The organism is Alloalcanivorax balearicus MACL04 (assembly GCF_025532145.1).
Taxonomy (GTDB): Bacteria; Pseudomonadota; Gammaproteobacteria; order Pseudomonadales; family Alcanivoracaceae; genus Alloalcanivorax; species Alloalcanivorax balearicus.
In genome coordinates, this window is record NZ_ARXS01000034.1 from 33819 (window position 1) to 47669 (window position 13851).

At 60.6% G+C, this 13851-nt stretch carries 13 protein-coding genes; 7 read left to right on the top strand and 6 right to left on the bottom strand.

What is annotated here, in order from left to right:
* Positions 1–65: 65 nt before the first annotated feature.
* Positions 66–1154, bottom strand: coding sequence for an iron-sulfur cluster carrier protein ApbC (gene apbC, locus MA04_RS19645; protein ID WP_262462373.1), 1089 nt, complete (start codon positions 1152–1154; stop codon positions 66–68).
* A gap of 102 nt (positions 1155–1256) precedes the next feature.
* Between apbC and MA04_RS19650 the strand changes: the two genes are divergently transcribed.
* Positions 1257–1955 (top strand): SIMPL domain-containing protein, encoded by a 699-nt coding sequence (locus MA04_RS19650; RefSeq protein WP_163123940.1) that lies wholly within the window; start codon positions 1257–1259, stop codon positions 1953–1955.
* A gap of 68 nt (positions 1956–2023) precedes the next feature.
* Here MA04_RS19650 and MA04_RS19655 read toward each other — a convergent pair whose 3' ends face one another.
* A complete protein-coding gene (locus MA04_RS19655; protein WP_262462376.1) occupies positions 2024–2935 on the bottom strand; it encodes a TauD/TfdA dioxygenase family protein in 912 nt (303 codons plus the stop codon).
* A gap of 165 nt (positions 2936–3100) precedes the next feature.
* Between MA04_RS19655 and MA04_RS19660 the strand changes: the two genes are divergently transcribed.
* The gene (locus MA04_RS19660) at positions 3101–3991 is read left to right on the top strand and encodes a LysR family transcriptional regulator (protein ID WP_163123933.1); all 891 of its coding nucleotides are present in this window, start codon (positions 3101–3103) and stop codon (positions 3989–3991) included.
* A 312-nt stretch (positions 3992–4303) separates the two neighbouring features.
* Positions 4304–5812, top strand: a complete 1509-nt coding sequence (locus tag MA04_RS19665; RefSeq protein WP_163123930.1) for a DUF3336 domain-containing protein — start codon at positions 4304–4306, stop codon at positions 5810–5812.
* Positions 5813–5839: 27 nt separating this feature from the next.
* Here the strand turns inward: MA04_RS19665 and pdxR are convergent, their stop codons facing one another.
* Complete coding sequence (gene pdxR, locus MA04_RS19670) at positions 5840–7267, bottom strand: MocR-like pyridoxine biosynthesis transcription factor PdxR (protein ID WP_205475376.1); 1428 nt, start codon at positions 7265–7267, stop codon at positions 5840–5842.
* Between the two features lie 174 nt (positions 7268–7441).
* Here pdxR and MA04_RS19675 point away from each other — a divergent pair, with 174 nt between their 5' ends.
* From MA04_RS19675 to MA04_RS19685, 3 genes are all read left to right on the top strand, one after another.
* Positions 7442–8515, top strand: coding sequence for a hypothetical protein (locus MA04_RS19675; protein WP_205475375.1), 1074 nt, complete (start codon positions 7442–7444; stop codon positions 8513–8515).
* A 180-nt stretch (positions 8516–8695) separates the two neighbouring features.
* Positions 8696–9334, top strand: coding sequence for a peroxiredoxin (locus MA04_RS19680; RefSeq protein ID WP_080531198.1), 639 nt, complete (start codon positions 8696–8698; stop codon positions 9332–9334).
* A gap of 163 nt (positions 9335–9497) precedes the next feature.
* Positions 9498–10742: an SMI1/KNR4 family protein gene (locus tag MA04_RS19685; RefSeq protein ID WP_262462384.1), complete on the top strand. Its 1245-nt coding sequence runs from the start codon at positions 9498–9500 to the stop codon at positions 10740–10742.
* A 6-nt stretch (positions 10743–10748) separates the two neighbouring features.
* Here the strand turns inward: MA04_RS19685 and MA04_RS19690 are convergent, their stop codons facing one another.
* The 3 genes from MA04_RS19690 to MA04_RS19700 form a co-directional block, all read right to left on the bottom strand.
* Positions 10749–11423 carry a class I SAM-dependent methyltransferase gene (locus MA04_RS19690; protein ID WP_262462385.1) on the bottom strand — a complete coding sequence of 225 codons (675 nt, stop codon included), beginning with the start codon at positions 11421–11423 and terminating at the stop codon, positions 10749–10751.
* Positions 11424–11540: 117 nt separating this feature from the next.
* Positions 11541–11789 carry a hypothetical protein gene (locus tag MA04_RS19695; protein ID WP_262462386.1) on the bottom strand — a complete coding sequence of 83 codons (249 nt, stop codon included), beginning with the start codon at positions 11787–11789 and terminating at the stop codon, positions 11541–11543.
* Between the two features lie 187 nt (positions 11790–11976).
* Complete coding sequence (locus MA04_RS19700; RefSeq protein ID WP_163123916.1) at positions 11977–12891, bottom strand: alpha/beta hydrolase; 915 nt, start codon at positions 12889–12891, stop codon at positions 11977–11979.
* A gap of 106 nt (positions 12892–12997) precedes the next feature.
* Here MA04_RS19700 and MA04_RS19705 point away from each other — a divergent pair, with 106 nt between their 5' ends.
* The gene (locus tag MA04_RS19705) at positions 12998–13549 is read left to right on the top strand and encodes a TetR/AcrR family transcriptional regulator (RefSeq protein ID WP_163123911.1); all 552 of its coding nucleotides are present in this window, start codon (positions 12998–13000) and stop codon (positions 13547–13549) included.
* Positions 13550–13851: the final 302 nt, after the last annotated feature.

The following is a 13851-nucleotide window of genomic DNA, read 5'->3' on the forward strand; positions in this document are numbered from 1 at the left end:
CAGTGATGGGGTGAATCGGCCAATGGTACAGAAGGAGCCCCTTCGGCCTCAATGCTGGGTGACCACTAATGCTGGGTAACCACTTTCGGGAAACCTCGTTTGCCTTCCTCGGTGAGCGACAACCGCGCCGCCAGACGCCGGGCCGCCGCCAGATACAGCGCGGCCTCCGGGCCGTCGGGCTCGGCCGCCACGGTGGGCTGGCCAGCGTCGGCCTGCTCGCGGATCTTCAGCGACAACGGCAATGCCCCCAGCACCTCGGTGTGATAACGGTCCGCCAGCCGCCGCGCGCCGCCTTCCCCGAACACATGTTCCTGATGACCGCACTGGCTGCACACATGCACCGCCATGTTCTCGATGATGCCCAATACCCGCACATCCACCTTACGGAACATCTCCACCCCTTTTGTGGCGTCCAGCAAGGCAATGTCCTGGGGCGTGGTCACCACCACGGCACCGGCCACCGGCACCTTCTGCGCCAGCGTCAGTACGATATCACCGGTGCCCGGCGGCAGATCGACGATCAGATAATCCAGTTGGTGCCACAACGTCTGCTGCATCATTTGCGTCAGCGCGCCGCTGGCCTTGGGGCCACGCCAGACCACCGGCGTTTGCTCGGTGATCAGGTAGCCCATGGACATGCTTTGCAGACCGTGGGCCTCCACCGGCACGAACCGATTGCCGTCACGCACCTGTGGCCGCGTGCCCTCCGGCAGCCCCAACATCAGTGGCTGACTGGGGCCGAAGATGTCCGCGTCGAGAATACCGACGCGGGCGCCTTCCCGGCTCAGCGCCAGAGCCAGATTCACCGCGGTGGTGGATTTGCCCACCCCGCCCTTGCCGGACGCCACCGCGATCACATTGGTCACCTGGGCCATGGCCGGCATGCCGCCCTGGGCGCGGTGCGGCTTGATCGCCACGGTCACCGCCAGCAGCAAACGGCGGCCTTCGATTACCGCTTCCACCGCGCTGCGAATACGCTCGCGCAGCGCCGGCAACACCGATGCGCACGGGTAGCCCAGGATAATCTCCAGCCGCACCTGATCCTGATCCACCCGCAGCGCCGACAGGGCGCCGGCGCTGATCAGGTCGGTTTGCAAATCTTCCGGGATCAAATCGCCAAGAACCTGTCTAACCGCCTGTTCGACTTCCGCCATGGAACCTCCTGATGATGAACCAGGAATGATAAAGTTCCCCGGGAACACAACCAAGGTCGCAACCGGAATTACCTCATAACCAATGAATAAGGGAGTATCACCATGCGCAACAAACCGGCTCTTTTCGTCGTCGCTCTGGCCGTGCTGGGGCTGAGCGCCTGCGGCACGGACAGCGGCACCGCCACCGGCGAGCGCGACACCATCACCGTGTCCGGCGAGGGTAAAGTCAGCGGTCAGCCGGATATTTTCAATCTGCAGGCAACGGCCCGGGAGACCGGTGACGACATCGCCACCATGAAGGATCGCGTGGACGATCAGGTCAAGGCCATGCTGGATCTGGCCGATTCCCTGGATATCGAGGAGAAGGACGTCACCGCCACCGATATTCGCGTTACCCCGCAGTGGCAGTACCAGCCGGAACGCAAGCTGATCGGCCATGAGGTGGCGCGGGAAGTGCGCTTCCAGGTCAAGGGCATCGAGGTCTATGCGGAACTGGCCGACGGCCTGACCAAACTGGGCCTGAAGGACATTTCCCCGGCCGGCACCGATATCAGCAACGCCGCCGAACTGAATCAGCAGGCGCTGGAAGCGGCGGTGGAAGACGCCCGCGCCAAGGCTGAAATCGTCGCCAAGGCAGCGGACCGCAAGCTGGGCCCGGCCATTACCATCAATGTGCAGAGCCAGAGCCATCCGGTACCGATGATGCGTGCCGCCATGGCCAAGGACGCGGTACAGGAAAGCTATCGCCCCGGCGAACAGGACCTGAGCGCTCAGGTGATGGTTACCTTCCAACTGCGTTGATCGATACCCCATCCGTGACAATGCCGCCTGGCAAGGCGGCGTTGTCACCGTCCCCGCCGACGGCCCGGTCAGCGCGGCCGGTCACCGATGATCGTCGCCCGCATCATCCGGCGCACCGCCGGGAAATAATCCTGAATGGCGTAGTGCTGCGTTGAACGGTTATCCCAGAACGCAATGGTATTCGGACGCCAGCGTAGGCGGACCTGATACTCCGGCGTCGCGGCCTGCCGATACAGGTACTGGAGCAGGTCCATCTCGCCAAGCCGGAAGTCAAAGCCCATTCGCACCTCCGCCACCTGGTTGTAATTGGCCAGATGGGTGACGAACGCCTCGTTGACATAGAGAATCTTCTCGCCGCTTTCCGGATGGGTTCTGACCACCGGATGCATCGCCGGCGGGAACTTGTGGCGGTTGACTTCACACTCTTGCGGCGTCATTCGCGCGCCGAATGCTGGCATCACATCATGAACCGCGTACAGCCCGGCCAGCCTCTCCTTCACGTCTTCCGGTAAATTGGCGTAAGCGGCGGCCATGTTCACCCACAGGGTATCGCCACCTACCTCGGGGCATTCAATACACCGCAACATGGACCCCATCGAAGGACATTCCCGCCAGGACACGTCGGTGTGAAAAATATTTTCCCGGGCTTTGACCTTCTGATCGCCGCCAAGCAGTACCAATTCAGGGTGATCCGGATGATGCTTAAACACCGGATGCACTTCCAGTTCGCCGAAGCGGGCGGCCAATCGCACGTGTTGCGCCGGCGTGATGTCCTGGTCGCGAAACACCAGCAATTTGTGGCGGATCAGCGCCGTCCGCATTGCTTTATAGGTGTCTTCGTCCAGCGATTGCCGCAAGTCGATGCCCTCGATCTCGACACCGATGGTGGGGGACAGCGGTTTGATCCGGAACGGCAGGTGTTCTTGTTCGGATGCATGCTCCCCCGTTGTGATATCAGGGGCTGCCGTGGAAAGGCTCATGGATGGTCTCCTTGACTATCTCCATATGAATTCCGGCCGGGAGCCGCTGGTGGGCGAATGCCCGGCCCTGGAAATCAATGTATTGACTGGCCCCATAATGCGTCCAATGCATAGTATGCTTTACTTTATTGTGTTTTATGCAACAGAGTTCGGAACATCAAAGCCATGAATCTGCGCCGACTTTCCCATCTGGTCGCCCTGGCCGACGAATTGCATTTCGCCCGGGCCTCGGCCCGCGTGCATTTGAGCCAGTCCGCCTTCAGCCGCAGTATCCAGGCGATGGAGAACGATCTTGGCATGCGCTTGTTCGACCGGGACACGGACGGCGTCCGCGTTACTCCGGCGGGAAGGTTCGTTATCGAGAGAGCACGGAAGCTGCTGTTTGACGCGCGCAGTCTGGAATGGGAAGTGGATCTCTACCGGGACAACCAGTTGGGCGATACCGCCTTCGGCGTGGGGGCAATGGCCTCGGCCACCATGCTGGCGCCGGTATTGAGCGAACTGCGGCGATGCCACCCTCTCGCGACTTTCCGCATCGAGCAGAGTCACACCACCCAGTTACTGACCCATTTGCAGGGTGAGGACATTGAGTTCTTCATTGCCGACATCAGCCACCTGAAGCCGGGGCCGACTCTTGAGATTACTCCCTTGCCCCATCGCGACGTTCGCTTCTACGTCCGTTCCGGTCATCCTCTGGCGAACAGTGACAATACCCTGTCCAATGTGTGGCGATATGGTCTGGGGTCCGTCAGCGTCTCGGCGCAAACCCGCGACCGCTTTATCGAACAACTACCGCTGAAGAGCGGGCAAGGCCCTGGCCTGGCCCTGGAATGCGATGACTTCGCTGTATTGCGCGCCGTCGCCCTGACCACCGACACCGTGCTGATCGCCACCGAGGCAGCCGTGGCCACGGACCTGCGTGACGGCACCCTGGTACCGCTACGGGTGCGGGACGTCCCCGAGATGCAGGCCACATTCGGTATCGTCGCCCTGCGGGACCGCACGCCATCGCCCATGGCCCAGCGCATCATGGCGCTTATTCTCGACGAGGCATAAGCCGCGCCGCCGGCGGCGCGGGAACACGATCCGGGGCTTCCCGCCAGGCCGGGGCGCCGCCATTCACCCTGCCATCGGTCAATGTCACTTTTTAAGGTATTGTCCGACAATCCAGAAGCGATGCCGCCGGAAGGGACGGCTACACTGAATCGCAATCCGGTTGTGCTAATCATGTATTGGCGTAACCACGGAATACTCAACACGAAGTACTCAACACGGAACACTCAACAATAAATATCTCCGGTCCGTCGATGGGCCGGCAGCGAGATCGGCGGCCCAATCACGGGCCGGTCGTCAGCCAGGGAGATCCGCATGAATCGGACGCTCAAGCAGCTCGAGCGCGACATCGCCAACGCCACCACCTATCCGGCGTGGATGGAAGCCAGTCTGGAACACGACCGGATATCCGGCGCCGATGAATGGAAGGACATCGACCGCTCCCCGCACTACGATTACGAACTGATCCGCAACCGGCTCTGGCAGATCCGCCAGGCCCGCGAGCGGCACAATGTCAACAAGCTGGTGTTCCACCTCCACGAGGGCCTGCACGGCAATCTCGGCAACATTTCCAACCCGGCGCTGTACCGCCACAGCCGGGTCGGCACCAAACATCTGATCGAGCGCTATCTGGACGAAGTCTGCGCCGCCCTGAACTATCTGTGCGACGAGTCCTTCGACCAATTCGGCCTGAAACAGAAACTGGATTTCTTCGAAACCACCGGCCAGGCGTTCGGCCAGAGCGGCCTGATGTTGTCCGGCGGCGCCGCCCTCGGGCTGTTCCATGTGGGCGTGGTGAAAAGCCTGTGGGAACAGGGCCTGTTACCGTGCGTGATCTCCGGCTCCAGTGCCGGCAGTATCGTCGCGTCGGTGGTCGGCACGCACAACAATGACGAACTGGCGGAAAAACTGCGCCCGGAGAGCCTTTACCTGGAAGCATTCCGAGCCGCCGGCTGGAAGGGCCTGGTACGCGGCACGCCGGTACTGGACGGCGATCATCTGGAAGCCTGCCTGGAAGAGAACATTCCCGACCTCACCTTCGAGGAGGCCTATCGCAAGACCGGCCGCGAGATCAACATCACCGTCAGCCCCTATGACCGCAACCAACATAGCCGGCTGCTGAACTGGCGCACCTCACCCAACGTTTTGATCCGCAAGGCTTCCCTGGCCAGCTGTGCGATTCCCGGTATCTACCCTCCAGTGAGCCTGTGGGCCAAGAACATCGACGGCGAGCGGGTGCCTTACATTCCCGGGCGCAAATTCGTCGACGGCTCGATCCAGGATGACCTGCCTGTACGGCGCCTGGCGCGTCTGTTCGGCGTCAACCACTCCATCGTCAGCCAGACCAATCCTCACGTAGTGCCTTTCCTGTCACGCAGCGAGAGCACCGATTCCAGCTTCAGCACCCTGGCCGATTGGGGCGTGCGCAACCTGTCCATGAACCTGAACTACGCACTGGAACTGGCGCAACGGCGGGTGCGCTCCAACGATCTGGGGCTGCTGATCAGCAAGGCGCAAAACGTGGTCAAGCAACGCTACATCGGCGACATCAATCTGATCCCGCCACGCCAACCGCTGAATCTGCTGCGCATATTGCGCAACCCCAGCATGGACGATGTGCGCAACTTCATCAGTCTGGGCGAACGCACCACCTGGCCGAAACTCGACATGATCGGCAACTCCACCCGCATCAGCCGGACCTTCCTGGCCTGCCGCCAACGGCTGGATCAATTGGAGGAGCGCACTCTCAACCGGCTGCAGCTGGCGTACTCCCCCGACGACCCGGAGCACAGCCGCGTCAGCGCCAACGATCTGTCGCACTGACACGGCCCACCCGACGGCCCGGCGCGATCAGAGCAGCTCACGAATGCGCCGGGCCAGCCGTACAGCCTCATCCCGGGAAGCCACATTGGTAAAGCTCAATAGCAGCGCGGACTCCCCGCGCCCGGTGCGGCTCCAGCGGCTCAGCGCCTGAGCGTAAAGCCCGCTGGCCCACAGGCGATCCGCGATGACGGTATCCTGAAGCGGAGCATTCAGATACGCGACCAGATGCATGCCGCCGGGCTGCGGCGCGATGCGGACCTGTCCGCCCAGCACCGCCTCGAACGCCGCCACGGTGGTGCTCCGGCGTTCACCATACAGCTTGCGCATGCGCTGGATATGACGTCCGAAGTGTCCTTGCTTGATGAAGTCGGTGACTACGGCCTGGGAATGATGCGGGGGATCGCCGCCAAAGATTTGGCTGACGCGACGGAACGTTTCAATTTCGCTTTCCGGAACCACCACATACGCCAGCCGCAGCCCCGGAAACAGCACCTTACTGAATGAGCCCGCATAGAGCACGCGACCGCTGTGATCGAGACTCTTCAATGCCGGCAAAGGCCGCCCCACGTAACGGAACTCGCCGTCATAATCGTCTTCGATAATCCAGGCGCCGGCACGAGTGGCCCAGTCCAGCAGGGCCAGCCGCCGTGGCAGCGACAACGACACCCCCAGCGGGCTTTGATGCGCTGGTGTGACGATGACGCCCTTGGCGTCCGCCGCCGCCTCGATGCCGGCGGACACCACCACGCCATCCTGGTCCACGGGTACCGAAACCGCATCCATTCGCGCCGCCCGCAGCACATCAACAGTAGGCGGGTACCCGGGATCCTCGAGCCAGACGCGCTGTGATGTTTGGAACAAGGCACGCAGAATCATCGCCAGGGTTTGCCGATATCCAGCGGTGACAAAAACCTGCTCCGGCGAACAGGCGATGCCACGGGAAACCTGAAGATAAGCGGCAATCTCACTGCGTAGCAATGGCAAGCCGGCGGCGGCGGGGTACGCCATATCATCGGCCTGGGCGGCACGCCAATGACGGGCCCCCAGTCGCGCCCAGATCTTGCGGGGGAACGCATCCAGCGCCGGCAATCCCATCTGCAATGGCACGATCGACGGTGGCCGCAATGGCAGCGGCGCAGGAAACGTCTGCTCCGAATCCAACATCGGCGGGACAGGATCCGGCGGCGGCACAGGCAACGCCAGCCCCGGTGTCACCACAGTGCCCGCCTGGCCTCGGGGTTGCACGTAACCCTCAGCCGCAAGCAATGCGTACGCCGCTTCGATAGTGCCCCTGGCCAGCCCCAGCTCCCTGGTCAAAGCACGAGTGGAGGGGATGCGGTCGCCCGGTTTCAAAACGCCGGTGGAGATCGCATGGCGGAACCGGTCATACAACTGGCGATACAACGGTTCATCGGCACCCGGTTCCAGCGGAGCCAGCCTGTCAAAACGCGTCATACTCATGGCCCAATGCAAATGTCATTTTATGGCCCTTCGCATTATGCCGTCCTGTTTCTAGGCTGAACACCAAACTGGATCGCCGCCCCCCAGGTACGGCGATCACCGTTTCGCCAGGAAGCCGGGACCGGATGGTGTCGCGCTCCAACTGACCGACACGATGGATGATCCGCCATGCCGATCTCGAACCACGATGCCCTCCCCGACGCCACGCTACGACGCCCCTTGCTGTTCCGCCCGGAGCTCATACTAAACTGGATCTGGGTGCCGCCGGTGATTGGCTCGCTGTACTACCCCTGGGCGCTGCGATTCGCCAACCACGCCTATACCGAGGAGTCCGGGGTTACCATCGCGGTGACCTGGCTGATCACCGCCTACGCCGTCCCCGCCATAGCTTTCCTGTGCTTATATGGCAGCGTCGGCGTCCCCGCTCCCGTCGCCCGGCCTCTCCTCGCTGGTCGCCTGTCCTGTCTGGCGTTGGCCACGCCTCCGGCCTTCACCCTGGTCGGAGTGTTGCTGTATTTGATGCGCATCGAGGGCGCCGATATCGCCGTATGGACAGTGCTATGGTTGGCCGTGGCCGCGATCAGCGTGATGGCCGGCACCACCTCGACGCCCGGCCGTGAGCCAGTCGGCCCGGCCAACCCGCGTCTCAAAATATTGAGAACCCTGCACGGCATCACCGCGTTACTGCTGTTGTTGGTCTTCCTCGGCCCGCATCTGGTCAATCACCTGCTCGGCGTCTTCGGCTTCGATACCCACAAGGCGGTGATGGAAGTTCTGCGGGGCTTTTACCGGTACCCGCTGGTCGAGCCGGTATTACTGACCGTGCTGTTGTTCCAGATTCTCAGTGGACTGGTGCTGTTCACTCGCAAGAACCCGCGACGACTCGATCTGCTCGGCGCTCTCCAGCTCGGTTCCGGGGCCTATCTGGCCCTGTTCATTCCCACCCACGCCAACTCCGTATTCACCCTGGCCCGCTACTTCGGCGTGGAAACGGACTACGCCTGGGCAGTGGGAGCACCGGCCGGCCTGCTGGCCGATGCCTGGAACATCCGGCTGCTCCCCCACTACTCGTTGGGAGTCTTTCTGCTACTGGCCCATCTGGCCTGTGGCTTGAGAATGGTACTGCGCGCCCATGGCACGGACCACGGCCGATCGAACACCATTACCTGGTGTCTGATTGGCCTGGGCGCGGCCATCGCCATGGTGGTCACGGCGGCGATGCTGGGATGGCGTTTGACCTGAGAAGCCCCCAATTCAGCGCCTCCCCATCCATGCCTATAAGCGCGAAGAAGATGCTTAGCGCAATTCCGTCTTGCCTCCCCCCTTTAAAGCGTCATCATGAACCTCTATGTTCTCTGGAGCTGTCAACCAACATAACTGTCAGCCAACATAGCTATCAGCCAAATAAAAAGGAGGCTTAGCATGGCACTGCAATTGGGTGATACCGCGCCGGACTTCAACCAGGAGTCCACCGACGGTCCGATTTCCTTCCACCAATGGGCCGGGGACAACTGGGTGGTGCTGTTTTCCCATCCCAAGGATTTCACCCCGGTGTGCACCACCGAGCTGGGAGAAGTGGCCCGGCTGAAACCGGAATTCGAGAAACGCAACGCCAAGGTCATCGGTCTGTCAGTGGACCCGCTCGATGATCACAATGCCTGGTGCGGCGACATCGAGGAAACTCAGGGACAGGCTCTGAACTTCCCGCTGCTGGCCGACGCCGACCGCAAGGTCGCCAATCTGTATGGCATGATCCATCCCAACGCCAACGACACCCTGACCGTGCGTAGCGTGTTTGTCATCGACCCGAACAAGAAGATCCGTCTCACCATTACCTACCCGGCCAGCACCGGCCGCAACTTCGACGAGATTCTGCGGGTCATCGACAGCCTGCAACTCACCGATGGCTACAAAGTGGCGACGCCGGTGAACTGGAACGACGGCGACGACGTCATCATCGTTCCTTCACTCAGCAACGAGGACGCGCAAAAGCTGTTCCCCGAAGGCTGGGACGAGAAAAAGCCCTACCTGCGCATGGTCAAGCAGCCGAAAACCAGCTGAACCGTTTCGCCCTCTGTCAGAGCGGCGACCTGAACAACCGAAGTCCGTGTTCGCGCGGGCTTCGGCTTTTTGACGGGCTTGTAACTCCCCCCGCCATGGTCAGCAAACCCTGGCCCGGGCTATGGTAAGCTGACTTTCCCATTGGACACCGCACCGAACCGGAATGGATCTCTCCGACACTTTCACCCGGGATGAACTTCAGCAACTGCGTAAGCACGATATCGTGATCTGGGCCGACCGCGTCATCTTTGAAGCGCAGCCTCCCATCAGCGAGGATGCGTTGCGGGACATTCGCCAGCGCATTCGTGGCTCCCTGCCCGAAGACCTGCTGTCGCTCTGGCGGCTCACCGCCGGCGGCCGTCTGGACTACGATCTGCGCTTGACCATGCACGGCAATCAGGAAGCGATTTCCTGGGGCGAGCTGTTTTATCACGACAGCGATGGCTATCGTGATCTGCCCGGCTGGATCGAGCACGAACAGGCGCTTGCTGAAGAAGCCGCCGAGGCGCGTGGACATAATTGGGACGGCAAAATTGAAGCCCTGCCCATCGGCGGCTTCGAATACTGCGACCGCATCTATGTGGTCACCGACCATAACGCCCTGGATTACGGCCACACCCTGGCTTGGAAAATGGGCTTGCCGCCAGCCTGGCGCCACGCCATGCACGAAGACGGCCTGGCCACCATCGCGCCGACCCTGCGGGATGCTTTCCAATGCCTCGGGCTGGAAAAAGATCCTGTCTCCGACGACAGCGCCGATACAGGTCTGGAACTATTGGAGTATCTGGATTGCCGCCGGCAGGATCATGACTTGCCCGCCGCTCTGGCCGATAAGGTGATCGACTTTTACCGGCAAGCCGTGCTGGATTGGCGGGGCGCGCTCGAAGCCGGCACCCTGAGCGACAATCCTCTTCTTGCCACGCTGGCTCTGAGTCACGCTATTCAACAGGACGATGCCGCCCTGCTCACGCAATTGCTCGACCGCGGTGTCGCGCCGGATATTCCGCTACGCGGCGACATGGGCCCGCTTTCCCTGGCCGTCATTAACAATGCCTGGTCAGCCTTTCAGGCCCTGCTTGATCGAAATCCGCCGCTCCCCGAACAGCTGCTGGACGACGTTAATGGTCCCGTTCCCAAGGCACTGGTGGCCCGCCTGCTGACCCACCCCAATCAGGCCTCGGTACAGGCAACACTGCGCTGCGTCCTCCATGGTGTCCCCGACGGTGCCCACTGCATCGCCGAACAGCTGTCCGTACAGCAGCGCGCCACCCTGCCGGAACAAAAACAAGCACTGTTGACGTCATTGCGTACGAGTTTGGAAAAGGTGAGACAGGGCAAACTCGCACACTACCTGGGTGAAAACGGACTGCGCTTGCAGGTGGAACGGCTGGAGGCATTCCGGCTCTAACCGGCTTCAAGGAGCGTAAGCAACCCAGCCCTTGAAGGTGAATCCGGCGTAAAACAGCTCAGCCCCTTCAAAGCCCGCTTCCCGCAGGAGAGCTTCCTCCTGCTCCGGGGCAAGTAAGGGCAGCCGGGCGCCAATGGCTTCGATGGCTCTTTCGGCATCGACTCCGGCAACCCCGGACGACGCCGCAAAAGCAGCGTAACGCTTCAGCCAGCGCCGTTTCTCATCCTCGTCCTGGGGAAAACTGTGATGGGCCACCACCAGCGGCGCCCCGGGTTTCAAGCGGCGCCGCAGCGCTTCGAGCGTGTGCCGGCGCTGCGCCATCGATAGAAAGTGCAAGGTCAACAGACAGGTCGCACCGTCAAAGGCCATGTCCGGCGCCTGGTCGATATAGCCCTCGAGAAGCTCCACACGTTCCGCGAGCGGGCCCAGCGTATCCGTCGCCAGCGTCAGCATCCGCGCCGAGGGATCAACGCCCAGAAAACGCCACCCGGACCGGGCTTGCGCGAAGGCCTTTAGCTCCAGGCCACCACCAGCGCCCAACACCAGAACATGCCCCTGTTCGGGAACGCGTTCCGCCAGCAGCAATTCCGCCATTCTCTGCAGCGCATGGAAACCCGGCACCTGTCTGACCGGACCATCGGCGTACCGGACAACGGATTGGGGATCGGAAAAAGAGGACATGGAAGCTTCCAGGGATGCCGTTTCGCCTTATTGTAACATCAATTGTTACTATAAGAGAGGCAAACATGGAAAAGGGAGAAAATGCGGATAAGTTCGGCCAGAACTGCCAGCGCGCGACTAAAGCGTCTTATGCACCACATTGATCGGCGTCCACTCACCACAGCCGGCAATCATGCCATCACCCTGGGCATTGAGCTTCCTGAGACAGATCGCGGCCTTCCTCTCCTTGCCGTCGATCAACATCACCGTGAACTTGTCCAGCGTGACCGCCGTCAGATCATTGCCACCACAACCGGCGAGCAAGAAGAGCGCCGCCACTCCCCAGAACCACTTCCTCATATCGCGTCCTTCATCCATTGGTTTCATGAGTCGCTTTCCAGGAAGAAAGGATACCGCATCCTGACGGGGCCCGTTCCACCCTATTGGTGGCGCGCATCATGGCCTCCAACCACACCAGATCCAAAACGCCGTCAATAGCGCTTTCGGCCCGAGGGAGGCGAAATAAACCGTGCCTCTTGATCTGGTTGAAAAGAAGAAAATGCTGTTCAGCCCGCTATTCCAGGCTTTGCAGAAATTCCAGTTCCTTGCGTATGATCTCGCTGAAGACAGGTTCAAAGTAAGGTTCGAAATGGTTGGCTTTGACCGTTTCTACTGTGATGTAGGAGTTGTTCACTTTGCGAATTGCCGACCCCACAAAAGGGGCCACCGTGTCGTCAGTGGCTCCCAGCAATAACGTAGGCACCTGAATATCCTTCAATCGTTTGAGCGGACGATAGGGGCCCATTGTCATCAGGGAGCGTGCAGCGACACGGTTATCATACTTACGTCCCACACTACGCTCGGCCAATTGCAGCGCCGTATTGGCATTGTCCTTATCCATTGAAGAGAAGGCCCCGGATTCGCTGACAACCGGGATATAAACCGGGCGCCCTGGTTTAACCAGATCGGCCAAACTGCAAAGTGCGAATCTCATTAAGCGGATGGCAGGCACAGCCTGTACCGCGGCCCTGCCATCCAGCATCGGAACCTGGGCAATCACCCCAGCCAGCTCGGGGTGATCAGCGGCAAGCTCTACCGCATGACCACCGCCGAGCGAAGACCCCCAAACCACGATTCTGGCGGGATCAATGTCTCGACGGGACTTGAGGAATGCGAGAGCGGCATCTGCGTCCCGCATGCGCTGACGGACCGAAATGGTCTGCCGGGGAAGCCCCGCACTCTCGCCCCAGCCGCGGTAGTCGAAAGTCATGACCGCATACCCGGCCCGAGTGAACTCTTCGTAGAAGGGCACAGTCAGTGCGTTCTGGATGCCGCCCCATCCGTGCAGCATAAGAATGGCTGGCCTTGCATTCTGACTATCATTTGCCGGCTGGTGCAGCGTGGCTGCACACCAGACACCCTCAGAATAGAAGCCTGCCCGTTCACTGTGGCACGTAAGATTGTCAGGGCTATGTCTGAGTTTTTCCATGGCGTGGCTCCAGAGGTAGAATTATCTTGTATGGCATTCAAGATGCAATCTTAGCATTCTTGAATTTCATTCAAGAATGACCTGAGCGACCCCAGGAGCAGGCAAGATGGCCAAAAATAAGCGTGACATTGATCTGGACGTAAAAAAGAAGGCGCTGGAAGAAACAGCAGCCCGGCTGTTCATGACCTGTGGGTACGAAGCGACTTCCATGAGCCGAATCGCCCAAGAGCTGGGAGTTACCCCCAATACCCTATATTGGTACTACGCCAGCAAAGATGAACTCCTGGTTGGGGTGCTCAATCGCCTGCTATCAGACAGTCTGAAGCAGTTGCCTCCAATAATGGGATCCTCCCCCAAAGAGCAGATATCCTGGGCGCTACAAGAGTTTGAACAAAGCCGTGCGCTGGTGAATACGGTACACGGCAAGCTGAGTCAGTCGGCATTGATTCGTGACTGGCACGAGCGTTTTCACCGCGCTCTGGAATCTGCAGTGGTCCACACGTTGAAAGCAAAAGGCATTAGTACTGAACAGGCCAGAATATTGGCTACAGTGGCAACCTTTCTGGTGGAAGGGCTTCTGGCGCATCCGCACACCGAGAAACAACGTGACGATATTCTCGAATGGTTCGGCCAAAACGCATTGCCAGACCCAGCTTGACCCTGCCTTTCAGAGACATTAAGGGGCCTATCGAATCCGCGATCAGGGGAGAGGTGACAGTAAAGGTAAAATGCCTGTGTTCACCTCACGCCCTTACCACAAGGCTGTTTTGGAGCGGGTGAAGGGAATGTGCCAGAGGCATCCCGCGCAAGCGCGGGACCGTCGCCAGGGCGACGTCCGCTCGCCGTATACGGCGAGACGTCGAACCGGAGGGGCCAATCCATGACCTCCAACCACGCCAAACCAAAAAGGCCGACATGAGGCGGCCCTTTCCGTTTGGAGCGGGTGAAGGGAATCGAACC